The following is a 20914-nucleotide window of genomic DNA, read 5'->3' on the forward strand; positions in this document are numbered from 1 at the left end:
TCCACAGGCCGCGGGACAGGTCGCAAGCTGCTTTCCGGAGGGCTTGCGGCCAAAAGGGTTGGCGCAAGAAACGCGACTGAAGTGGTCATTGCCCAAAGAGGAAGACGACGGACGGACGCCGTGAGGCGACCTTTTCGGTCCGCTTGCCCATCTGCGCTGCACCCGATCAACATGCCATCCACTTTCAGTTTGCGAAAAACTAAATAGCCGTATAATGATTTTCGCAGATCAGATCAATAGCTCAGTTCGAACGGAGGCAGGCGATGGAGAATACCGGATACGTGGCGCTCTCACGGGCAGCAATGCTGGAACGCGCAACCGACGTGACCGCAAACAATATCGCCAATGCCAACACGATAGGCTTCCGCGCTGCTGCACCGCTCTTCGAAAGTCTGATGGTCCGCGGCGGGATGGACGGCGACCTCAAGTCGATGGCCTATTCCATAGAGACCGCGACCGTGTCGAATCTTTCACCGGGCGGTGTTTTTCGCACGGATAATCCGCTCGACGTCGCTTTGCCCGGTGACGGCTGGCTTGCCTACCTGACGCCCGAAGGTCAGACCGCCCTTGGCCGCGACGGGCAACTCGCGCTCAGCGACCAAGGCGATCTTGTCACTGCCGGCGGGGATCTGGTGCTCGATCTCGGGGGAGCACCCATCACCCTTCCGCCGGATGAAGCGGGTCTGACCATCGCCAAGGATGGCACGATCACTGCGGATGATGGTGCAGTGCTGGCCCAGATCGGTATTTTTGAACAACCTGGAATCGCCGGATGGCAACACTTGCGCGGCTCTCTCCTTGTCCCTCGAGACGAGAATGTAGAGCTGATGCCCGCGCTGGAGCCGAACCTCCTGCAAGGACATCTCGAGCAGTCGAACGTCAATCCCATCGAACAGATGACCCTGCTGATCAGTCAGCAGCGCGCTTACGAGCGCTCCATGAACATGGCGACGATCAGCGATGACCTGCGCAAGCAGACGCTGAGCCGGCTTGGCCCCAATACCTGACAATTTTGCGAATAATGAAAAGGACGCCATGAAATGAACGCTCTCGGCATCGCCGCAACCGGAATGCTCGCCCAGCAGACGCAAGTCGACGTGGTTGCCCACAACATCGCAAACGCCAACACGACCGGCTTCAAGGCTGGTCGGGCCGCGTTCCAGGACCTGATCTACCAGACCCAGAAGCGCGAAGGCGCACTCACCGGTGAGGACGGGACAGCCCGGCCCGTGGGTGTCGATATCGGGCTTGGCGTGCAGACCGCGGGGATCATCCGCCTCAACACTCAGGGCGGACTGCTCGAAACCGGCAACCAGCTCGACCTCGCCATCGACGGGCGCGGCTATTTCGTGGTCACCCGCCCGGACGGCTCGGCCGCCTACACACGCTCCGGTGCCTTCAACCTTTCGGCCGAGGGCGAGGTTGTCTCGCTTCAGGGTGACCGCCTCGAGCCGCCGATCGTCATTCCCGAGAACACCACGCGCGTCGAGGTTTCTGTTGACGGTCAGGTGATGGCCTATGTCAGCAACGAGGCTGCACCACAGCTTATCGGCCAGATCGGGCTCGCCACCTTTGTCAACGAGGCTGGCCTGAAGCCCATCGGCGACAACCTCCTCCTTGAAAGCGCGGCCTCCGGCACGCCGATCGACGTGGAGCCGGGCGTCGAAGGCATGGGTGTGCTGCGCCAAGGGTATCTTGAACGATCGAATGTCGATGTTATCAAGCAGATCACAGACCTCATCACAGCACAGCGCGCCTATGAGATGAACTCCAAGACGCTGACCACAGCCGACCAGATGCTGCAAACCGCGAATCAGATCAGATGATACGCCAATTCCGTATCCTCCTCGCGGCGCTGGTCGTTCTGGCCACTTCCGGTTCCGGTCCCGTTCAGACGATGGCCGGGCAAGGTGTATCCAGTCTTGTGCTGATCGAGGAAGCAGTGCTGTCAGACGGTGCGCTCAGCATTCCCGCCGATGGAGAGGTCCAGATCTTTCTTCCGTCCGGCGTACCCGACACGGCGCTTGCGATCGAGGCCTTCAGCTTTGATCCGCGCGCCGGGATCTTCGCTGTGAGGATGCTCCTGACGGATGGGCAGTCGCTGGGATTCCGGGGACAGGCAAGCGTCACTGTTCCCGCTTCTGTTCCGGTGCGCCGCCTTCAACCCGGCGAGATCCTGACCGACGCGGATCTCGCACCTGCCAGTGTCCTTCTCGCCACGCTGCCCTCATCGACGCTGCGCCTGACCGAAGACCTCGTCGGCAAGGAGGTGCGCCGCACCCTCCTCGCCGGCCGTCCTGTGCCCGGCGGATCGATACAGGAGCCGCGCGCCGTCCTGCGGGGCGAAAAGGTCACGATTTCCTACAGTCACAAAGGTCTCGATCTCTCCGCCACAGGGCGCGCTCTCGAAGACGGCGCGCTTGGAGACGTGGTGCGGGTCGTAAACCTATCCTCCAACCGGACCATATCGGCGGCCGTAGCCGGCCCCGGCCTTGTCAAAGTCCAATGACCCGCGAGAGACACATGCACGGACCACACTCTCCTCTTTGCCTAACGGTGCTCTTCGCGGTCGCCAGCCTTGCAGGCTGCGCGCAGATTGCCGAACACCGCGACCCACAGCTGACGGGCATGGTGCTTGATCAAGGGACCATACCCGAAGCCTTGTCGGTTCGTGTGCCGCAAAGGGCGCAGCCGCTTCGCAATCCACCAGTCAGGGCCGAAGCCGCGTCGCTTTGGAGTAATGGCGCGCCCAGCTTCTTCGCCGACAGACGTGCCGCGCAAGTCGGCGATATTCTCACCGTGGTGATCGAAATCGACGACGAAGCTCAGCTTGAGAACGAATCTCGACGGTCACGGACAGCCAGCAATGATCTCGGGAAACCCACCTTCCTTGGATACGAGACCAAACTTGATCGGTTCCTTCCGGGCCTCGATGAGGAGGATCTGCCAAGCGGGTCGCTGATCAACCTGTCGTCCAACAGCGGCGCTCGTGGCAGCGGGTCGATCGGGCGAAACGAACGCATCAGTCTGCGCGTCGCGGCCATGGTCCTTCAGGAACTTCAAGGCGACAACCTCGTCATCGCCGGGCGGCAAGAGGTCCGCGTCAACAACGAACTGCGCGAACTGCGCATCGCAGGCATCATCAGAAAGGTGGACGTCGACATGTCAAATGCCATTCCCTACGACAAGATCGCAGAAGCCCGCATCTCCTATGGCGGGATCGGACAGATTTCGCAGGTCCAGCAACCCCGCTACGGACAGGATGCCCTCGATGTCATCCTTCCCTACTGAGATGGAAATGGACCAGGAGATGCCCGTGGCCGACGACACTCCGGCGCCGGCGCCAGTTCCGCGCAAACTCAAGCCGAAACTCCTTGTGCCCTTGATCGTCACGGTCGCCGCAATCGGTTTCGGGGTGGGGCACCTGAGCGTGGCAGGGATCGCACCCGCGTCTCAAAAGCAGGCAGTGAATGCTGCACCTGAAGCTTACAACACGGGGCGCTTCGCCATCGTGGTTCACGACCCAAAGCTCACATTCCTTGAGGCCACGGTATTGGTCGAACCCGGAACCGCGAGCCCGCAAAACCCGGCGCAGCTGCGCGATGCGATCCTTGGACTGCTGACCGAAGCGGCGTCTCTTCCGCTCGTGCAACAGGCCGACGACACGATAGCAATGCTCGAACGTTCGACAATGGCCATGGCATCCGAAACCGCGCCATGGCTCGCAGGCCTCGATCTCTCTGCTGTCACGGAATAAAGGCTGAAACCCGGTCGGCATGGATCAGGCCGACCGGGCTTCACCAAGAATGCCCTTATTCGATGCGGACGATCTGAGTGCTCATGGCGCTGCCGCCACCCGACAGATCAAGCCGCTGCTCGCCATTTTCAAAGCTAAGCGAGATGACCTCGAAACTGGCATAGGTATTGTAGCCTCCTGTCGCGTCCGCCGTGGCAAGCGCGACCTGGTACCGACCCGGGGGCAATGGAACGCCATTGGCATCCGCCCCGTCCCACGCAACATTGACCAAGCCCCGATCCGTCGCCGGCAGCCCGGCGATCTCGCGCACGGGAACCCCCGCAGCATCGCGGATGATTGCGGTAACGCTTGTCGCCGTTCCCTGCAATTCATAGCTGAAATCGGCACCGTCCGGGCCAAGCTCGATTTCCTCGGACGGCACGGTGACGGTCCGCCCGATCAGCGACGATTCAGAAAGCGCCGCGCTGAGCGCGAGCTGCGTCCGCAGGGATTGCATCTGATCGTTGAGCTTCACCGATTGTTCGACCCCGGTGAGCGTCGCAAGTTGCGAGACGAACTCGGTCCCGTCAATCGGCTTCAGCGGGTCTTGGTGGCTTACCTGCGCAACGAGAAGGCTGAGAAAGCTTTCATAGTCATTCGACATGGTCGGGGGCGTGTCCATGGACGGTGTGGCGGGGGCGGTGGCGATCGGGGTCAGGTTCATGCTCGGGGTCCTCAGGTGATGATGTTGACGCGGTCGGACTGGATGATCTGACGGGTCACGGCCTGATCTGCGGCAGTGTCCAGCGTCTCTTCGGTGGTGGGTAAGGAGCCGGATCGCGACGTGGCGCCAGAGCCATCGCCTTGCGCGCCGCGCTGCCCGCTACCGGATTGGAAAAGGTCCATCGTCAGCGACCCAGACGCGGCACTCCCCTGCCCCCCAATCGCTTGCGCAACGGCTTGCCGTTCGGCTTGCATCGCCTCGAGCACCATGGGGTTCTGTATCCGCAGCACGATGTCGAGACCACCGTCACGCGCCTGCTGGATGCTGACCTCGATCAGCCCCATCCCGTGGGGTTTGAGATGGATGACAGTCTCGCCCACCTCGCGAGGAAGCGCCGCCACACGCTCCACCACGTTCGGCACGATTGCCGAGCGTGGTCTTACCGGATCGGTGGGCCGGTCTGAGGCTACCTCTGCTGTCTGGGGCTCGGCTTCGACGAGAGCAGAGGGAGGCGACTGATCAATGGTCCATTGGACCTGCTTGTCATTGGCGTCACCGGAGAGTGGCAGACCTTCCAAAGGCTGCGTTTCAGCAAGGGCGCCGTTGGTTGTCACAGGACCAAGAGGCGCCAGATTTTTTGGGACATCACTTGTGGAAGGAACTTCAGGATTGTCGAATGGGATAGCCGTTTGCACGCTCTCTACGGAGATCGGAACCCCGTCAGTCTGCTTTGCGGTGATGGTTCCAGTTTTGGTCAAACCTGCATCGGGCTTTGCCGCAGCTGAGCCGGCATTGGGCGCAGCCGCGACCATTGACGCGATTGTCTCGGAGCCCATCGAAGCTTCGCTTGGCACAGCATGCGTGTTCGCGGGCATAGCGTCCTTGACCGGATCGACCGCTGTTTCCGAAGGTGATGCAGACAATTTGGATGTGAAGAGCACCGAGGCGTCGTCGGATTCTGTCGGCAATCTGGCAGCAAGCATGTCCGCGGGCATTCGGTCCTTGACCGGATCGACCGCTGTTTCCGAAGGTGATGCAGGCAATTTGGATGTGAAGAGCACCGAGGCATCGTCGGATTCTGTCGGCAATCTGCTCGGATCGGTCGTCCCCTGCCCGTCCTCAACAGCATTGTCCGTCTGGACAGGTAGTTCATGTAAGCGGGATATTGGCGCGTTTCCGATCTTGCTAGGGTCGCTTTCAACACCAATTTTGTCTAAGGAAATTTTGGATGCGTCACTGAAAGAACCATTTTTCCCATTATGCACCGGCACCTGGTTGGTAGCGGTCAAATCATCGCCTAGCTCAACAGGCACGACGTCCCGCGCAGAGACCACTGGCGGGGTGGCGAAGGCGGACGGGATCGGCTTCGTCTCACCACCACCGGGCATCAAGCCATCCGAAGACCCAAACTCCGTCGTTGAATCTTGATCACCCAATTGCTGGGCAAGTTCCGTGGGTTGAAGAATGTCCATAGGAACGGGCACATCCTCCACAGTCACTGGCAGATCAGATGAATCAAGCACATCCTGCTCTGCCAAATCACCGTCTTCGGCGTCACTCGGCACGGCAGCCGCTTCCAGATCCTCCTCCGACAGCGGATCTGGTAAAATCCCCGACACCTCCACGGCTTCAGCCTCACCGATAAGCCCATCGAACGTCATCTGGGCATCCGTGACGTTGCCGGCTCCGCGAGATGGCATGCTGACACCCATCGCCGACAGCAAGACGACCGCCTGCATCATGGCTCATCTCCAACCTGGGCCGAGGTGACGCCACTCCGGATGAACTGTGCTTTCATGCGCGAGAAAGCACGTGCTTCCATCTGGCGGATCCTGGCCACACTGGTGCCCACACTGGCCGCGACAGCCGCAAGCGGCAGGTCACTTTCGCTCCGGCATCGTTCGACAAGCAGGCGTTCCGTATTGCTCAGGCGCGACAAAGCCGCATCAATGATCCGCTGTCGTGCAAAGGCCTCTTCGGTGCGGATCATGGTCAGTTCTGCCGGGTCTTCGGGTGCGCAAAGCTCCCATGTTTCTGCATCGCCCATTCTGTGCGGGTGCGCGGCACCGCGCAAAGTGGCCAGTTCTCGATCTCCGAGCCGACCCTCGCGGGCAGCACGTCGATGCTGCAAGGGTATGGCGACAACAGCGGCGTTCTTGAAAACCTCCCGGCGCATGGCAGCACGCACAAAGGGACGGGCATAGGCAAAGAACGGCACGCCCTCGCGCGGCACATAACCGTCGATACAGCAGATGAGTGCCAGATTGCCTTCCGAGATCAGATCGTCCCACTGGTGGGCTTGCGTTGTCCAGGCACGGGCCATCGAACGAATCACGGACGCATGGGCCCGGAGCAAACTGTCGAGGGCGGCAGGCTCTCTATCCGCCTGCCAACGTGAAATCCATTTTCGCTGATCCGCCCGATCTTGTGACAATGTCTCCGCAACTGGAGTGGCACCATCGCAATCCGTGTTCTGCATGTGTTTCATCGTGCTGCATCGTCTCCGCACTTTGCTCAGGCAATTGAATGGCACTTCGAAATCACAAACACAACATTTTTCGCAAATTATGTTGTGAAAGGGATATACCTGAATGCGAATTTCTGTATTTGTTTTCGCACAACGTGCTTGAACGCTACTGGCACCCTGCGGAGACGAGAAAATGGCAGACCCAACCAACGTTCCGAACACCCCAACCATTGTCATCATCAAGCGACCCAAGAAGGTGATCAAAGGCCATCACGGCGGGAACTGGAAGGTGGCCTATGCCGATTTCATGACGGCCTTGATGGCGTTCTTCCTCATGCTTTGGATTCTTTCGCTCAGCGAACCGGAAAAGCTTGAGGGGATCGCGGATTACTTCACGCCTGCGAGCATCCCGCTTGTCGATATCCTCGGCTACGATCCGGAAGCGGCCAAGGTGCGGGACAAGAACGACATGGTTCCGATGCCTGAAAGCGCGCTATGGGAGGACCCGCCCGCCGAGTTTCCTCTCGATTCGGAGGCTGAAACTGCGGACGAAGCGCCTACGAATCCTTGGACCGCTTTGGAGCAAACCACACAGACCTTATCCGAAAATTCGGCAGAGACACGGGACTCGCAGGATCCGGTTGACGCCATGCTGTCTGCGCTCAAGGACACGATGGCAAAAGGCAACCCGCTTGAAAGTCTTGCGGGCAACCTGATGGTTTCGAGATCAGCCGATGGTGTGATTGTCGAGATCCTGGATCTCGGCGAACGCCCGATGTTTCAGTCGGGCAGCGCCGAATTGACCGCGGTTGTGCGTCAGGTCCTGAGCGAGGTGGCCAACGTGATCGCGGCGGTTCCCATGAACATCAAAATCATAGGCCATACGGATGCGACCCCTTTCCGCGGGAGCAGTGGCTATGGCAATTGGGAACTCTCGGCTGATCGTGCCAACGCAGCGCGCCGAGCACTGGAAACGTTCGGGGTTTCGCCCGAAAGATTCACCCGGGTCAGCGGGCGCGCCGCAGTCACGCCGCTCATTCCCGAAGACCCGAGCGATGCCCGCAACAGGCGCATCACCATTGAACTGGTGACGGTGGAAACCCCTTCGAAAGCGGCCGCATCGAATGACTGATCTCATGCGAGGCTTGACTTGTCACTCCTATCCGAAACGATTGTCGCTCGCGCTGAAGGCTTTCAAAACATTGAGGAAACACATCTATCCGGAAAAGGAATAGCCGACGCCGTGGACGGTGCGAATGTAATGCGCGCGACCGGGAGCGACCGGAAGTTTCTTTCGCAACCGGCTCACAAGCCCATCCACAGCCCGGTCATAGGCATCCCAGTCACGACCCTTGATCGCATTCATCAGTTGATCCCGGTTCACCACGCGTCCCCGCCGCTCGATCAGCGCACAGAGCAACTCGAACTCTGCTGTGGTGAGCGGAATTTCTGCGCCGTCGGCGTTCCAGACCAATCGGGCGGACGTGCTGACCGTGTAATCGCCGAAGCGATAATCGGTCTCTATCTCGGGCATCGATTCCGGTTTGCTGACAACTGGGCTTGACGGAGAACTCCTGTACCGGCGCATGACCGCATTCACGCGCGCCGCCAGTTCACGGGGTCGGAACGGCTTGGTCACGTAGTCATCAGCGCCCAGTTCAAGACCCACAACGTTGTCGGTCTCTTCGCCTCGTCCCGAGAGAATGATGATGCCGCTCTCGCCTCTTTCCCGCAAAGATCGCACAAGGCTCAAGCCACTGCCATCGGGAAGAGTCAGGTCGATCAGATAGACATCTGCTGTGGCCGATTCTGCCATTTTCTCGAATTCGGCGATAGAGCACGCGCAGCGTATTTCCATGCCCTCCCGTTCCAACGAAGCTCGCAGGAGATCACGGATGGCTGGCTCATCGTCTACCGCAAGAATCCGGGGTTGGGACAAAAATCTCTCCATTCGCAAAGAGCTCCTAACTCAAAACTTCCCTTCTTACAAAATGGTCAAACTATTTAATGAGACAATTACGCCGGAAAGCCTGATCCGCCGCACGGCAGAGCGTTCCTTGTGTCAAAAGATCCCGAACGCTGCACCTAATCGACCCTTTTGGGTCGCCAATGCAACCTAAAAAGCATCCTTTCTGAGTTAATTCAATACTTCGGCATGATCAACGCGGAGGTGTGTTTTTTTCGCCATTGCAATGCAAAGGTTGAAACGGGCGACCGGAGTCTTCCTTCAAACCCTAGCGCGCCTGATCGAGCATGACCGGGTCACACTCTCGACAAACGGTGGAATCGGCCTGTCAGTCTGCAACATTAGGTGCGGGGATGCTGTTGGCGCGATACTCCCGATAGCCCTCCCAAGCCTCCAGCAAAAGCGACAGCACCTGCCGACGCGAGCCGCGTTTTTCTCCCTCGAGATTTCTGGTGCGCCGAATACGTTCGCGAAGAGCGAGCACCGGGTTTTCCTTGGTCAGGTTCTCGCCGGTGAAGAGATCCTTAAAAAAGTCCTCAGCTGCCTCGGGATCTTCCCGCCGCAGGTGATACAGCACAAACGTCATGACCCCCGACGATCCGAACTCGGCCACTTGCCGCTTGCGCGACTCGGGGAACCAGTCGGCAAGACCCGGATGCCGCTCCAGCGTTTCCTTCAACTCGGAGGCAGAGGGCACGGCTCGGTCATTCGGGTTGAGCCCTTCGTCCAAGCGCCACTGGAAACGTGCCGCTCCAGCGAGAACACGGAGATCCGACTGCGGTCCCCCGGACGAGAACACTGCCCTGCGGGAATGCGTATCGTAGGTCGCAAAGGCGCTTTCGGCGATGCCACTCGCCACCGGGACTTCGATGGACATATCGGCCTCGATGACACCGTAAAGCCGGTGCTGACCATTCAAGAGCCGCGTGTCGCCGCGCCGGGCTCCGGGAGCAAAGGGATCGGCGGTAAAGCAGATCGGCTGGGCGTTGACCATCCAACGACCCGCCTTGATGTCGCGCGCGATGGCGTCAACCTGGGTTGGCTGCGTCCGCCGGTTGCCATCGTTGAATTCTCGCAACCAATGTCGCGCAATTTCGGGTGTGACCTCTACCATCCGGACCTGCACACCATCCTGCGCATGTGCCGCGGTTTCACGCAACTCGGCAACAAGACGGCTGTCGGTCTGATCGCCGCGCAATGGGTCACCCACGTGACCTTCGCGCAGACCGGGATACTCCTTCATCGTCGGCAAGCCGAGATTGGGCAGAAACCGCTGCTTGCCCTTGGTCACCGCATGCGCGTCATCCTCCGTGCCAGCCTCCACATCTTCAGCCCCGTCATCGCTGAGCGGTCTCCTGTCCGGTGACCATTTGTAGACCTTCCGACGACGCCCCTCTTCGATCCAGTCGTTGAAGGCAAGAATGCCAAGCGCGATCATCTGGTCGGTGTCGACATCGCCCACCGCACGCATCGCTTCGATCGTGGACAGGAGGTTCGTTGCACCGTCAAAGCCCGACCCGCCGTCTTCATCATCGGTGTCGAGCGCCACGAGAAAATCGCGGAAGGCTTTCCCGTGCCCCGCGCGCAAGGCCATGAACGCGAGCACCGCGACCGGTTGCGAATGCAGCTTCAGACCGCGGTACCGGTCTGCAAGATCGACAGCCTGAATGAGTTCAGGATTGGCTTCGAGAACGCGGTCATAGCGCGACCAGCTGATCGGGATCGCCGAAAGCCCGAGCATTCCGTTTTCGACGCGGATCAGTTTTCCCATCAACCGTACAAGAGAGGCAGGCCGACGGTACGTTCCACGCGCTTCGAGCACTGCCACATAGGACCGGGCGCGATGCTGGTCGATCGTGTGGAGCGTGTCACCCTTGACGTTGCGCGCCACGATTGTGGAAAACGGCACCCCCGCTTCGATGCAGGCCGACAGGCGCTGGATGCCGTCGATCAGGTGGCCATTGTTGTCAAAAATGACGGGCTGACCATTCACAACCCATGCCTTGGCCTTCATCGTGCGTGCGTAATTGCCAACCGCCCGAGCATCGGGGCGGCGCCCTGCCTCTGCGGCGGCAAGGTAGATTTTGGCTTGTTTCGGCGCAATGGTCTCAAGCGCGAAGGAGAGACCTCCGGCCTCTGGGCGAGAGTCGGGCGTTCCCAGCTTGTTTTTTTCGCTTTTCGCGGAGGTTAGCACTGACATCTGCTCTTTTCTCTTTCTGCCTTGGAGCCTATCAGGCTACGGTCGCTGAACGGTATCAACGCGACCAATGGCCATGTCCCGGCAACACATACAGGATGATGGTTTACCTGCTTCTTGCATCAACATGTACATCTTTGCGAAAAATATCAACAATTTTTCGCAGATTAATCTCTATCTTTTACACATCCTGAACTGCCAATGTTGACAGAGCGCTTCATCGAAAGCAGAAAACCCCGCAAAAATCGGCAAATGCTCCGAAATTTCTTGGACCTCTTGGTGAAAACCAACAGCTCTGTTGACACAGATACTGGCCGTTCATGTTCCATCCCTGTAGGTTTTTCTAATGCAGAGCAGAAGCTCCCCCCTCGACGCCCAGCTGTCCCGGAACCTGTTGATCTGCAGCGGCTTCAATCGAGGGGATGCGACTCACATTTTCAGCGTCCTTCAGCAGCTCGGGCTTTTCCTTGATGATGAAGGCGGGATCGGGACGGTCACCCAAGACGCGGACGGCAGCTTGCGTCTCGAAGCGCGGGGCGACGCGGTCAGAGGCTATCTTTTGGCGGATGACGGCGAAGAGGCGGAATTACAGGACATCAAGAGACTGGTTCTGGCTTGCGCCCTCCCCACGAGCGAAGTCCATTTTACCGGCAGTTGCCGGCTTGACCCGGAAAAGCTTCTTGTGATCTCGAGCCGGGCACAGCACGACGGAAATGTGGTCAAGTGGAAGTCGACCCGAACCGTGATCGGCCCGTCAGGCAAGGCCAAGACGGTGCGCGACAACGATTATTGATCAGACCGGTTTCGACGCTCCTCGATATCCGATAACGATCCCTGATGATTTTCCCGATACACAGCCCGTGTTCAGAATCCCGAACGACCTCTTTGATCAGTCAAGTTGGACAATGACCGGCATGCGGTCTCCGGGCAGGCGGGAGCGTTCCAAGATGACCCGTGAAATCGCGTTGGCGCGGTTCGGTGCCATTTCGGCCATGATCGGTCCGGAGTTGCGCTCGGACATCGCAGAAATGACCAGCACGGCAAGCTCAAGGTCCGCTTGCTGCATGATCGCCGCCGCTTCTGCCGGTTTCATGGCACCATAAATGTTGACCAGCCGCGTGACGTCGGCTCCGTTCTTGTCCTGTGCCTGCTCCAGAAGGTGGCTCAACTCTTCTCGCAAGGTGTCGAGTTGCCGGTTCTGCGCCAGAACAGCCGACCGCGCCAGTTCGATCTCGGCTTCGCGCAGGTCAAGCTCGGCCGCACGCGCGGCCAGCGCATCGTGTTCGGTCGCGATCGCGACCAGAAGTTCGGGCAGCGCATCCCCTGGTCCGGCCTCCGGGCCGGCGGGTTCACCAAGAAGCGACCGCCGTATCGTGCCTGTCCCGTCCCACACGACGTCCACATCCGGGCGCATTCCAGCGTCCGACACGGCGGCGTCAGCCGGCTTTATCAGCGCAAGCGCATCTTCAGGCAGCAATGAGGCCGCCTTGGCACCGACAAGCCCGACAAAGGCAACGGCACCGATCTTGATGATCTTCAACATTCCCGACGCCTCCCCCGAACGATCTCCAGAAGTGAATTGATCAGAATTTCCCGGTCTTCGTTCGGTGTCGCGCCCTTGGCGCTCTTCTCGGCACCCACGGACCGGTTGGCGTTGGCTGCAACCGACTTGAGGCGAACACTTTCTTCGCGCATGTCGTTCACCGACTGTTCCGACCGGTCAACGGCCGCGGAAAAAGCCGCAAGTGCCGGGCCAAATTCGACAAGGGCGCGGCTCAGCTTTTCCAGCCGCCGCGACAGGACAAAGCCGTAAGCGATTCCACCCAGCAGGAGGGCAAGGATAGCGACCTCAACAAGGTCCATGTCTGATGTCATAACGCCTCCAACGTTTCAGGGGAAATGGGCTCTACCGGATCGCCTGCCTCGCGCTCGACCCGCAGCGCGATGTTGCCGCTCTTGAGACGGCCAGCCTTCCCAAAGAGTATCGGAATGCCGGAACACATCACGGTCACCTCCTGATCAGGCAGAATTCCAAAATCGATCTGCGTGCCGCGTTTCCAGTTCAGGATTTGGGCGAGTGGGATCTGTTTCTCGTGAATCCGCGCCGTAACAACGACGCTGGAGCCGGTGATCCGGTTCTCGATGTGGTCCCGCCAAGACGTGTCACCACCCAGCTTGTCGCCGAGAAACATGGTGGACAGCCGCTCCTGCACCGGATCGAGTGTCCGCAACGGGATGATGACGCTGAAGCTTCCCTCGCATTCGTCGAGCCGGACCTCCATTCGCCCAACAGCGCAGGGCGTGTTGACCCCGTGGATCGCGCCGATTTCCTTTGGAGACTCGACGGCTTCGAGGTTGAGCCGCACCTCGGCGATCCGCGACATGTTCGTGCCAAGGTCTTCAAGGATCAGACGGAAGAGATGGCGCATCGTCTCGCGCTCGATCCCTGTTGGTGCCCGGGCGGGCGCGCCACCGGGAACCGGCATCCCCCCTGTCAGCTTTTCCATCGCTGCGAAAACGAATTCGCTGTCCATGGAAAGCGCAATTGCCCCGTTCCATTCCGGCGCCTCTGCTGTCGCGCAGATTGCATGCGGGTCCATACCGTTCACGATTTCACCCCAACAGGCATAGGTCGTGCGGTCGAACCGAATGTCGGTCAGAAGGTTCGCCCGGGCACGGAACGAGGCTGCAGTTGCGGGGGCCATACGGGAAAAGATGACGTCCAGCATCGGCAGCGGCTGAAAACCGGCCGAGGCCTTCGCGATGATCTCTTCCTCGACAAGCCGGGTCTGAGGCACAATCAGGCCGATTTCGATCTCTTGCGGGGCAGCGTCTTCCATCCGGGTTTCTCCCTCACTGGATAACCAGGTCCTGGATCAGGACCATCTTCGCGTTCAGATCCGGTGCAACGGCGCGGGCCCGGCGCAAAAGCTCTTCTCGCAGCAAGGCAAACCCTGCGCTGCCCCGCACGTCGCTTTCCCTGAGTTGCGAAAGATATTCGATGAAGGCATCGCGCAACTCGGCAGTCGGCATCGTCGCCGTCCCTTCCTTGTCGGAATCTCCGGCTGCCGACTCGGGATAGGCAACCACGAGAGGCGCAATCAGCAGATGGAGCTTTCCGCCACCTGCCCGGTCTGCCGGGATGACGACAGTGATCCGTCCGATGTCGATCTCCTGCCGATTGCCCTCGCTTCTTTCCTCCTTTGGCATATCCGCGCCAGGCGCATATTCCGGCACGGCCTCGTCTTTCAGGAAGGTGCCGAGGCCGATGCCGGCACCGGCACCAACGATGAAAACCGCTGCGACAACGGCGACGAGGATAATCCTGCTTCGAGAAACGGGGGCTTCGGGAATCGCCGTGGCGCTGGACATGATACGCGAACTCCGGGTTAGTGTGATTTTCGCAAAATACTAACCTGTCGATATCATCTTGGGAAGCCCTGCCATCAAACTTTCGACAGTCAAAGCCCGTTTTAGCCAATATATCATGATCCTTAGGACGTGAAGCGTTGCAGAAAGGCTTCAAAAAACCCCTTGCAACACGATTGTCTTGAGATCGCCCAAAATCCGTTATACATCGTTTTTCGCAAGACCCTCTCGATGATTCCGTCGGCAGGTAGGTCAGATTCCGAGGGCCCGTGAAAAACGTCATCGAAAATCTAGCAGCACTCGGCCGCCGCCGTCTGATCATTCTGGCGCTGACCGGTCTTGGCGTGCTCCTCTCCATCGGAGTGGGCCTGAGCGTGGTCATGGCACCGACTTACCGCCCTTTGGTGACCGATGCGACTGCAGCGACAAGCTCACAGATCTTCGCCGAACTCGAGCGCGCAGGCCTTGCGCCGCGCATTTCATCCGACGGCACGGTGATCAGCCTTCCCGAGGCGGACATCCCCCGGGCCCGCATGGCACTGGCCGAAGCAGGCCTGCCGCCCGCAGATACAGCGGGATGGGCGCTCTTCGACAATGTTTCCGCCATCGGGATGAACAGCTTTTTGCAACGGGTGAACCGGCTACGCGCGCTTGAAGGCGAACTCACCCGGTCGATCAAGAGTCTCGACATTGTTGAGGATGCCCGTGTCCACCTTGTTCTGCCAGAGCGTGAAACCTTTTCTCAGGAAAGACCGGAAGCTTCGGCTTCCGTGATCGTGCGCACCCGTCCCGGGCGCGTCCTGGAGCGCCGCCAGGCACTGGCGATCCGAAGCCTCGTCGCAGCTGCAGTGCCAGATCTTGCTCCCGGCCGCGTGACCGTGCTTACGGCAAGCGGTCAGACCATTCTTGCCGAGGAAGGCACCGAGATCGGGATCGGTGACGCCCAGCTTGAGATCGAGGAACGCCTGCGGCGCAACATCGAGAGCATCCTCGGGGCCCATGTCGGCGCCGAAAATGTGCGGGTGCGCGTCACGGCCGAACTGGAGTCCACGCGTCGTGTCGTTGTCCAGGAAAGCTTCGATCCGGAAACGTCGGTCCCGCGCACAATCACCTCGACCAGTGAAGAATCCCAGTCAAAAGACGCAGATTCCGGAGCCATAGATGTCGCCAACAACCTCGCCACCGTCAATCCGGTGGGAGGCGGCGGCGGCAGTTCAGAGAGCCGGTCTCGGCAATCAGAGGAACGCCAGTTCTCCATAGGCTCGGTCCGGTCCGAACAAGTCACCGAAGCTGGCGGCATCAAGCGGCTGACCGTTGCGGCGGTCATCAACGGCATCTGGGACGGAACCACCTACCAGGAGCGCAGCCCGCAAGAGCTTGAACGGCTTGCATCCCTCGTGACGACCGCTGCCGGGATTGATCAGGCGCGCGGCGATCTTGTCACAGTCGAAAGCTTTCGCTTCGCCGAAAACCTGGCCCTTCTCGACGGCGAAAGCGGCGGCCTGTCCGAACTGCTCGCGCTGCATCTCGGAACCATCCTGCGGGCGCTCATCGGCTTGATCGCCGTCTCGCTGGTCCTGCTCCTCGCGGTTCGACCCGCGCTGAAGCAACTCTCCGCACCGCGCGAGGCAGGGGCAAGCAGTGGATTGCCGGCGCTTGGTGGCTTTGGGGATGAACCGATGACTATGGCCGTCGCGGGCCCCATGGCGATGGGCAGCGCTTTTTCTGTCCCGAACAGCACAGGATTTGCCGATGGCGCGCCAAATGAAGGTGACTTCGTGTCCTTCTCGTCCTTCTCGGGAAACGTGATGCGACAGTATGTCGATGACTTCAGCCACTTGGTCGAAACCGAACCAGAAGCCTCCATGCGCACGATCCGCGCCTGGATCAACCAGAAGGGCTGACGCTGATGACGATGGCTAATCTGCTGTTCACCCGCGACTTCGATGCAGAGATCGACGCAGAGCGCCACATCGCTGAATGCGTGGTCCCGGTCTATGGCCCGGACGAGCTTGCGGCGGCGGTCGAGGCGGCGCGACAGGAAGGGTTTGCGCAAGGCCTCGCACAAGGCATCGAGGATGGGCGCGCGGAAGTTGGCGCAGCACTCGAGGCGCGACGCGCGGAAGCGCTTGAACACCTCCTCCCCGAGATCGCGGCCCTGATCGCAGATCGGGCGACACACCGTGCCTGTCTTGAAGCCGAGATGGCAGCCTACATGCGGGACGTGTCCGAAACGATCCTGCCGGAGGTCCTCCGCTCACTTGGGCACCAACGGATCGACGCAGAGATCGCCCGCATCGTCAAACGCGCCGTGGGCAGCCCGGCGCTCGAGATCCGCGTGTCTACGATTTTCGCAGACAGCTTTGCCGCCGACCTTGCATCCCCGAGCGATCGCGAGGGGCCAGCCATTCGGGTCGTGCCCGACGCCGCGCTCGAACCGTCAGAGGTCAGGGCAAGCTGGCGCAACGGTCGCTCGCGCTATTCCTTCCCGGCACTGTGTCGATCGATACTTGCTCTCGTCGCCGATGTCGCGATCTCCCCCACCCCCAAAGCAGTAGCAGGTCCCAACGATGCCTAACCCAACAGAGTCCAACCTTCTTGACGACCTCACCAAGGTCAGCCCCGCCCAAGAGGGCTCCGACGGTCACAACATCAATTCGATGCTGAACGTGTCGCTGAACGTGCAGGTGGTCCTTGGCCAGGCGCGCATGTCCATTTCGCAGCTTCTTTCACTCGCCCGTGGGTCGGTGATCGAGATCGACCGCAAGATCGGCGAACCTCTGGACGTGATGATCAACGATCGCCTCGTCGCGCGCGGTGACCTGGTCAAGGTCGGTGAGGACGGGATCGGCATCACGCTGACCGAGATCGTCAAGGATTATGTGTCGGTGATTGGCTGACACATGCGCGGGACACTCCCTCTTGCCTGTCTGATCGGTCTTTGCGCGGGTCCCGTCGTGGCCCAGAGCACGCCGATGGAGTCGATCGGCCCGCTGCTCCGCGACCTGTCTCAGAGCATGGGCGATGAGGGGGGAGGCGAATTGTCCGGACGGCTTGTCCAGCTGATCGGTCTCCTGACGGTTCTGTCGATTGCGCCAGGATTGATGATCGTCATGACCTGCTTCACGCGCTTCGTGATCGTGTTGTCGATGCTGCGCATGGCGCTCGGCCTCAACCAGTCGCCACCGAACCTCGTCATCACCTCGCTCGCACTGTTTCTGACCTTCTTCGTCATGCAGCCCGTTTTCCAGACCAGCTGGGATGAGGGCCTCGCGCCATTGCTCGAAGGCTCGATCACCGAGGAACAGGCCGTATCGCGGATCGCCATGCCCTTCCACCGCTTCATGGCCGCCAACACGCGCGAAATCGACATCGCGCTTTTCGAACGGTACGCTTCCGAGGGTGGGCGCAGCGAGGCACTTGTCACACCTCCGTTCTCCGCAATGGCAGCCGAACCGCCCGAAGGCCCCCGCGACCGGGCTGATGTTTCATGGTCGGTCCTTGTTCCTGCCTTCATGATCTCCGAATTGCGACGGGCTTTCACCATTGGTTTCCTGATCTACCTGCCTTTCGTCGCCATCGACCTCATCGTCGCGTCGATCCTCATGGGGGCGGGCATGATGATGCTGTCCCCTGTCATGATCTCCCTGCCCTTCAAGGTCATCTTCTTTGTTCTCATCGACGGCTGGTACATGCTGGCCGGCTCGCTCATCCAGTCTTACGCGTCCTATTGAACCCGAACACGCAGGCCATCCCATGAAACTCCCCCCTGACGACATTCGCCTGCGCGGCATCGAAAAGGCCGCAATCCTGTTCATATGCCTCGGCGAGTCGCGCGGATCGGACCTGATGCGCCAATTGTCGACGCCCGAGATTCAGGCGCTGGTCTCTGCGATGTCGACGCTTGGCACGATCCCGGCGGCCACGGTGGAGACAGTGCTGAAAGAGTTCTCCGAAAACGTTTCGGGCTCCGCCGGTGTTCAGGGATCGATCGAGATGGCCGAGCGGCTTCTTCTGAACTTCATGACCGAAGATCAGGTGGCCGAGATCATGGGAGAGTTGAAGGGTCCGGCGAGTGGCCGCAATGTCTGGGAAGCGCTGTCCACCCTCAACGAACAGACCATCGCAAGCTGGCTCAAGGGGGAACACGACCAGACGATCGCCGCGATCATGACAAAGGTCAAACCCGACGTCGCCGCGCGTGTCGTGCCTCTTTTCGGACCCGAGAGGATGGCCGACATCACGACGCGGATGATCCGGATCGACATGCTGCCGCGTCACGTGACAGAGACGCTCGAGAACGTGGTGCGCAACGAGCTTCTTGCCGCCGCCTCGCGCAAGACCAGCCACGATTCAAAGCAGCGGATGGCCGACATGTTCAACAAGATGGACGGTGCTGTCTTTGACCGGCTGTCCGAAGAACTCGAAGTTCGCGCACCCACGGATTTCGTCGCCATCAAGCAAAAGATGTTCACCTTCGACGATCTTATCCGGCTCGACGCAAACGCGCTGCAACGGATCATCCGGATGGCCGATGGCAAACTCCTCGCACTTGCGTTGCGCGGCGCAAAAAAGAACATCCGCGACGGTATCATGGAAACGCTGACGCTGCGCATGCAGGAAATGCTGCGCACCGAGATGCAGGAAATGGGACCCGTACGCGCCCGCGACACGCGCGAGGCGCAATCGGCGCTGATCGACATCGCGAACGATCTGGCCCGTCAGGAAATCATCCGCCTGCCCACTCAGGAAGACGAACTTCTGGAGTGATCACCCCTCGGGGGTGCTGCCTCAGAGTCCGCGGCGATAGCTTGAGGCCGAGAACTGGCTGATCGCCTCGAGATTGATCGTGATGGGTGTCCAGGCTCCGCCGGTATTCGAAAAGAGATCGAGAATGCCAGCTTGCCTTGGGCCGGGATCGAGAGCGCCAGCGATGGCCGCATATTGGCGGACAAGCTTCTGCTGCACGGCGGGGTCTTGCAGTTCTTCGATCTTCATCCGCTTCTCGAACAATCGCACTTGTGAGTCGACATCTCCTTGACCGACAGACGCGGGCAAGCCAAAGGCGGTGCGGAAAAACTGGCCCATCGACTTGTCCGCGAGCACCTTGTACCAGCTTGTCAGCGTCGGCACCTTGCGTTCGAAATCCAGCGCAATACCAACGCTGGGGTTGGCGTCCATCTGCCCGTCGATCAGCCGCTGGTCGACATACCGCTCCACAAGCGCATCGGTCCAGGCGGCGGAGCCGAAATCAACGCGGGCGACAGTGCCGTCAGTGTCAAAACCCATGACCTTGTTGATCTCCCGGTAACGGCTGTCGGAAAGCTTGTTCACCAGTGAGGTCTTGTCGAGAGGATCAGAGGTCATGATCTTCTTCATCATGGCCTTTGCAAAGATCTCGCTTTCCAGCCCGAAGGCCTTCATCACGAAGCCAAAAACCTGGCCATCCTTCAAAAGCTCATCGACAGAACCGATGCTGCCGATCCGCTCCTTGAAAGCCTCGATCTCGCGCTTCGCGACGGGCTCGTTGCGAAGCGACGTCTCGAACTGATCGCGATTCCTCGCGATCAGTCCAATGGCAAGGATTGGCGACAGACCACCCGTGGAAATCATGCCGCGACCCCCGGTGCTGCCCCCGACGGGGCTGCAAGCCTCAGAAGCTGCGCCTCTCTGGCAAGCAAAGGCCCGAGGGATTTCAACGCGCCGTAATAGTCTTCCTTGTTGATGCAGTCGCGCACAGCCTCAATCGCAGGCGCAACCACCGGATTCAGCACAGCCTCGATTGCGTTCAGGCTGCTGGAGATATGCGGCAGAAGCTCTTCGCGATGGTCCCGGCTCGCAAGGGCATGCTGGATCGCGTGGGCGATACCCCGAACCGGAGTACACGCGTCTTTCTTGGAGATGATTTCGTCGCCCCGCAGGACGTCGGAACGGTTCTCCACCTCGATGTCCATGCGGCTGCCTCCGACATTGCGGATGACGCAGCCATTCAGGATGACCCGCTCGCCGGATTTCAGTCTGATGCGCAGTCCCATCACGCGGCCTCCGCGACTTGGCCGGAAAGACCGGCGACGATGGGACGATTGACCTCGAGAAGCGCGGTGACCCGCCCCTCTCCACCAAGGACGGCGGCGGTATGCCGTTCGACGAAGGTGGCCAGATTGGCGAGGCTGCCACGAAGATCGTTTGGCAACTGGTTGCCAGGGCTCAGGACATCGGTCTTGAGCGTGGACCAGAGGCGGACATTGTCGAAAAGCGCATCGCGCAATCCATCAGCGAGCACGCCAAGGCGCTCGGACCGGGTTTCTGCTGCGTCGTAGCGGTCGGCATAAGTGGCGATGTCTGACGTAATGCGAACCAGGATGCGCCGTTCGATCTGGCGGGGGGTTTCGGTATCCTTGAGGGTGCGTTTATATGCGGACAGGCTCATGTGCTTTCACCTTCTGGCGATGCAT

Annotated in this window: 25 protein-coding genes; 13 read left to right on the plus strand and 12 right to left on the minus strand. The window is 60.1% G+C overall.

Annotated elements, in window-relative coordinates:
* Positions 1 to 263 precede the first annotated feature (263 nt).
* The 5 genes from IEV82_RS14250 to IEV82_RS14270 are packed head-to-tail and all read left to right on the plus strand — an operon-like array spanning position 264 to position 3757.
* Positions 264 to 1007: a flagellar hook-basal body complex protein gene (locus IEV82_RS14250; protein ID WP_188482705.1), complete on the plus strand. Its 744-nt coding sequence runs from the start codon at positions 264 to 266 to the stop codon at positions 1005 to 1007.
* A 33-nt stretch (positions 1008 to 1040) separates the two neighbouring features.
* On the plus strand, positions 1041 to 1826 hold the full coding sequence (gene flgG / locus IEV82_RS14255; RefSeq protein ID WP_188482706.1) for a flagellar basal-body rod protein FlgG: 786 nt from the start codon (positions 1041 to 1043) through the stop codon (positions 1824 to 1826).
* Positions 1823 to 2509 carry a flagellar basal body P-ring formation chaperone FlgA gene (gene flgA, locus IEV82_RS14260; RefSeq protein WP_188482707.1) on the plus strand — a complete coding sequence of 229 codons (687 nt, stop codon included), beginning with the start codon at positions 1823 to 1825 and terminating at the stop codon, positions 2507 to 2509. Before flgG ends, flgA begins: the two co-directional genes overlap by 4 nt.
* Before the next feature lie 14 nt (positions 2510 to 2523).
* Positions 2524 to 3291 carry a flagellar basal body L-ring protein FlgH gene (locus IEV82_RS14265; RefSeq protein ID WP_188482708.1) on the plus strand — a complete coding sequence of 256 codons (768 nt, stop codon included), beginning with the start codon at positions 2524 to 2526 and terminating at the stop codon, positions 3289 to 3291.
* 25 nt (positions 3292 to 3316) lie between these two features.
* Entirely contained in the window at positions 3317 to 3757 is a 441-nt protein-coding gene (locus tag IEV82_RS14270; protein WP_188482709.1) for a hypothetical protein, read from the plus strand.
* Between the two features lie 55 nt (positions 3758 to 3812).
* Here the strand turns inward: IEV82_RS14270 and IEV82_RS14275 are convergent, their stop codons facing one another.
* The 3 genes from IEV82_RS14275 to IEV82_RS14285 are packed head-to-tail and all read right to left on the minus strand — an operon-like array spanning position 3813 to position 7167.
* Positions 3813 to 4460 (minus strand): flagellar hook assembly protein FlgD, encoded by a 648-nt coding sequence (locus tag IEV82_RS14275; RefSeq protein WP_188482710.1) that lies wholly within the window; start codon positions 4458 to 4460, stop codon positions 3813 to 3815.
* Between the two features lie 11 nt (positions 4461 to 4471).
* Positions 4472 to 6202, minus strand: a complete 1731-nt coding sequence (locus tag IEV82_RS14280) for a hypothetical protein (protein ID WP_188482711.1) — start codon at positions 6200 to 6202, stop codon at positions 4472 to 4474.
* Positions 6199 to 7167: a sigma-70 family RNA polymerase sigma factor gene (locus tag IEV82_RS14285; RefSeq protein WP_308420441.1), complete on the minus strand. Its 969-nt coding sequence runs from the start codon at positions 7165 to 7167 to the stop codon at positions 6199 to 6201. Before IEV82_RS14285 ends, IEV82_RS14280 begins: the two co-directional genes overlap by 4 nt.
* Here IEV82_RS14285 and IEV82_RS14290 point away from each other — a divergent pair.
* The gene (locus IEV82_RS14290; protein WP_188482713.1) at positions 7121 to 8059 is read left to right on the plus strand and encodes a flagellar motor protein MotB; all 939 of its coding nucleotides are present in this window, start codon (positions 7121 to 7123) and stop codon (positions 8057 to 8059) included. The two genes, IEV82_RS14285 and IEV82_RS14290, sit on opposite strands and share 47 nt — an antisense overlap.
* A gap of 84 nt (positions 8060 to 8143) precedes the next feature.
* Here IEV82_RS14290 and IEV82_RS14295 read toward each other — a convergent pair whose 3' ends face one another.
* Positions 8144 to 8878, minus strand: coding sequence for a response regulator (locus IEV82_RS14295; protein ID WP_188482714.1), 735 nt, complete (start codon positions 8876 to 8878; stop codon positions 8144 to 8146).
* Between IEV82_RS14295 and IEV82_RS23610 the strand changes: the two genes are divergently transcribed.
* Entirely contained in the window at positions 8823 to 9047 is a 225-nt protein-coding gene (locus tag IEV82_RS23610; RefSeq protein ID WP_229747822.1) for a hypothetical protein, read from the plus strand. The two genes, IEV82_RS14295 and IEV82_RS23610, sit on opposite strands and share 56 nt — an antisense overlap.
* Positions 9048 to 9221: 174 nt before the next feature.
* Here IEV82_RS23610 and IEV82_RS14300 read toward each other — a convergent pair whose 3' ends face one another.
* Complete coding sequence (locus IEV82_RS14300) at positions 9222 to 11093, minus strand: hypothetical protein (protein WP_188482715.1); 1872 nt, start codon at positions 11091 to 11093, stop codon at positions 9222 to 9224.
* A 343-nt stretch (positions 11094 to 11436) separates the two neighbouring features.
* Between IEV82_RS14300 and IEV82_RS14305 the strand changes: the two genes are divergently transcribed.
* On the plus strand, positions 11437 to 11883 hold the full coding sequence (locus tag IEV82_RS14305) for a hypothetical protein (RefSeq protein ID WP_188482716.1): 447 nt from the start codon (positions 11437 to 11439) through the stop codon (positions 11881 to 11883).
* Positions 11884 to 11979: 96 nt separating this feature from the next.
* On the opposite strand, the gene IEV82_RS14310 is transcribed toward IEV82_RS14305, so the two are convergent.
* The 4 genes from IEV82_RS14310 to IEV82_RS14325 are packed head-to-tail and all read right to left on the minus strand — an operon-like array spanning position 11980 to position 14462.
* Entirely contained in the window at positions 11980 to 12633 is a 654-nt protein-coding gene (locus IEV82_RS14310) for a MotE family protein (RefSeq protein WP_188482717.1), read from the minus strand.
* Complete coding sequence (locus tag IEV82_RS14315) at positions 12627 to 12965, minus strand: hypothetical protein (RefSeq protein WP_188482718.1); 339 nt, start codon at positions 12963 to 12965, stop codon at positions 12627 to 12629. Before IEV82_RS14315 ends, IEV82_RS14310 begins: the two co-directional genes overlap by 7 nt.
* On the minus strand, positions 12962 to 13930 hold the full coding sequence (locus tag IEV82_RS14320) for a flagellar motor switch protein FliM (protein WP_188482719.1): 969 nt from the start codon (positions 13928 to 13930) through the stop codon (positions 12962 to 12964). The genes IEV82_RS14315 and IEV82_RS14320 overlap by 4 nt, the downstream gene beginning before the upstream one ends.
* Before the next feature lie 13 nt (positions 13931 to 13943).
* The gene (locus tag IEV82_RS14325) at positions 13944 to 14462 is read right to left on the minus strand and encodes a flagellar basal body-associated FliL family protein (protein ID WP_188482720.1); all 519 of its coding nucleotides are present in this window, start codon (positions 14460 to 14462) and stop codon (positions 13944 to 13946) included.
* 266 nt (positions 14463 to 14728) lie between these two features.
* Here IEV82_RS14325 and fliF point away from each other — a divergent pair, with 266 nt between their 5' ends.
* From fliF to IEV82_RS14350, 5 genes are read left to right on the plus strand one after another with little or no spacing between them, the layout of a single operon-like run.
* On the plus strand, positions 14729 to 16363 hold the full coding sequence (gene fliF, locus IEV82_RS14330) for a flagellar basal-body MS-ring/collar protein FliF (RefSeq protein WP_188482721.1): 1635 nt from the start codon (positions 14729 to 14731) through the stop codon (positions 16361 to 16363).
* Between the two features lie 5 nt (positions 16364 to 16368).
* On the plus strand, positions 16369 to 17037 hold the full coding sequence (locus tag IEV82_RS14335) for a FliH/SctL family protein (RefSeq protein ID WP_188482722.1): 669 nt from the start codon (positions 16369 to 16371) through the stop codon (positions 17035 to 17037).
* Positions 17030 to 17359 carry a flagellar motor switch protein FliN gene (gene fliN, locus IEV82_RS14340; RefSeq protein ID WP_188482723.1) on the plus strand — a complete coding sequence of 110 codons (330 nt, stop codon included), beginning with the start codon at positions 17030 to 17032 and terminating at the stop codon, positions 17357 to 17359. Before IEV82_RS14335 ends, fliN begins: the two co-directional genes overlap by 8 nt.
* Positions 17360 to 17362: 3 nt before the next feature.
* Complete coding sequence (fliP, locus tag IEV82_RS14345; RefSeq protein ID WP_188482724.1) at positions 17363 to 18193, plus strand: flagellar type III secretion system pore protein FliP; 831 nt, start codon at positions 17363 to 17365, stop codon at positions 18191 to 18193.
* A gap of 22 nt (positions 18194 to 18215) precedes the next feature.
* Entirely contained in the window at positions 18216 to 19229 is a 1014-nt protein-coding gene (locus IEV82_RS14350) for a flagellar motor switch protein FliG (RefSeq protein WP_188482725.1), read from the plus strand.
* A 21-nt stretch (positions 19230 to 19250) separates the two neighbouring features.
* Here IEV82_RS14350 and IEV82_RS14355 read toward each other — a convergent pair whose 3' ends face one another.
* From IEV82_RS14355 to flaF, 3 genes are read right to left on the minus strand one after another with little or no spacing between them, the layout of a single operon-like run.
* On the minus strand, positions 19251 to 20072 hold the full coding sequence (locus IEV82_RS14355) for a DUF1217 domain-containing protein (protein WP_188482726.1): 822 nt from the start codon (positions 20070 to 20072) through the stop codon (positions 19251 to 19253).
* Entirely contained in the window at positions 20069 to 20494 is a 426-nt protein-coding gene (locus tag IEV82_RS14360; protein ID WP_188482727.1) for a flagellar biosynthesis repressor FlbT, read from the minus strand. The genes IEV82_RS14355 and IEV82_RS14360 overlap by 4 nt, the downstream gene beginning before the upstream one ends.
* Entirely contained in the window at positions 20494 to 20889 is a 396-nt protein-coding gene (gene flaF, locus IEV82_RS14365) for a flagellar biosynthesis regulator FlaF (protein WP_188482728.1), read from the minus strand. Before flaF ends, IEV82_RS14360 begins: the two co-directional genes overlap by 1 nt.
* Between the last annotated feature and the right edge of the window lie 25 nt (positions 20890 to 20914).

This window comes from Marivita lacus (genome assembly GCF_014637725.1).
Lineage (GTDB): Bacteria > Pseudomonadota > Alphaproteobacteria > Rhodobacterales > Rhodobacteraceae > Marivita > Marivita lacus.

Excerpts from the sequence above, each read along its gene's own strand:
- IEV82_RS14250 (WP_188482705.1), top strand. The coding sequence starts at position 264 with ATGGAGAATACCGGATACGTGGCGCTCTCACGGGCAGCAATGCTGGAA.
- flgG (WP_188482706.1), top strand. The coding sequence starts at position 1,041 with ATGAACGCTCTCGGCATCGCCGCAACCGGAATGCTCGCCCAGCAGACG.
- flgA (WP_188482707.1), top strand. The coding sequence starts at position 1,823 with ATGATACGCCAATTCCGTATCCTCCTCGCGGCGCTGGTCGTTCTGGCC.
- IEV82_RS14265 (WP_188482708.1), top strand. The coding sequence starts at position 2,524 with ATGCACGGACCACACTCTCCTCTTTGCCTAACGGTGCTCTTCGCGGTC.
- IEV82_RS14275 (WP_188482710.1), bottom strand. The coding sequence starts at position 4,460 with ATGAACCTGACCCCGATCGCCACCGCCCCCGCCACACCGTCCATGGAC.
- IEV82_RS14280 (WP_188482711.1), bottom strand. The coding sequence starts at position 6,202 with ATGATGCAGGCGGTCGTCTTGCTGTCGGCGATGGGTGTCAGCATGCCA.
- IEV82_RS14290 (WP_188482713.1), top strand. The coding sequence starts at position 7,121 with ATGGCAGACCCAACCAACGTTCCGAACACCCCAACCATTGTCATCATC.
- IEV82_RS14285 (WP_308420441.1), bottom strand. The coding sequence starts at position 7,167 with ATGATGACAATGGTTGGGGTGTTCGGAACGTTGGTTGGGTCTGCCATT.
- IEV82_RS23610 (WP_229747822.1), top strand. The coding sequence starts at position 8,823 with ATGGCTGGCTCATCGTCTACCGCAAGAATCCGGGGTTGGGACAAAAAT.
- IEV82_RS14295 (WP_188482714.1), bottom strand. The coding sequence starts at position 8,878 with ATGGAGAGATTTTTGTCCCAACCCCGGATTCTTGCGGTAGACGATGAG.
- IEV82_RS14300 (WP_188482715.1), bottom strand. The coding sequence starts at position 11,093 with ATGTCAGTGCTAACCTCCGCGAAAAGCGAAAAAAACAAGCTGGGAACG.
- IEV82_RS14305 (WP_188482716.1), top strand. The coding sequence starts at position 11,437 with ATGCAGAGCAGAAGCTCCCCCCTCGACGCCCAGCTGTCCCGGAACCTG.
- IEV82_RS14310 (WP_188482717.1), bottom strand. The coding sequence starts at position 12,633 with ATGTTGAAGATCATCAAGATCGGTGCCGTTGCCTTTGTCGGGCTTGTC.
- IEV82_RS14315 (WP_188482718.1), bottom strand. The coding sequence starts at position 12,965 with ATGACATCAGACATGGACCTTGTTGAGGTCGCTATCCTTGCCCTCCTG.
- IEV82_RS14320 (WP_188482719.1), bottom strand. The coding sequence starts at position 13,930 with ATGGAAGACGCTGCCCCGCAAGAGATCGAAATCGGCCTGATTGTGCCT.
- IEV82_RS14325 (WP_188482720.1), bottom strand. The coding sequence starts at position 14,462 with ATGTCCAGCGCCACGGCGATTCCCGAAGCCCCCGTTTCTCGAAGCAGG.
- IEV82_RS14335 (WP_188482722.1), top strand. The coding sequence starts at position 16,369 with ATGACGATGGCTAATCTGCTGTTCACCCGCGACTTCGATGCAGAGATC.
- fliN (WP_188482723.1), top strand. The coding sequence starts at position 17,030 with ATGCCTAACCCAACAGAGTCCAACCTTCTTGACGACCTCACCAAGGTC.
- fliP (WP_188482724.1), top strand. The coding sequence starts at position 17,363 with ATGCGCGGGACACTCCCTCTTGCCTGTCTGATCGGTCTTTGCGCGGGT.
- IEV82_RS14350 (WP_188482725.1), top strand. The coding sequence starts at position 18,216 with ATGAAACTCCCCCCTGACGACATTCGCCTGCGCGGCATCGAAAAGGCC.
- IEV82_RS14355 (WP_188482726.1), bottom strand. The coding sequence starts at position 20,072 with ATGATTTCCACGGGTGGTCTGTCGCCAATCCTTGCCATTGGACTGATC.
- IEV82_RS14360 (WP_188482727.1), bottom strand. The coding sequence starts at position 20,494 with ATGGGACTGCGCATCAGACTGAAATCCGGCGAGCGGGTCATCCTGAAT.
- flaF (WP_188482728.1), bottom strand. The coding sequence starts at position 20,889 with ATGAGCCTGTCCGCATATAAACGCACCCTCAAGGATACCGAAACCCCC.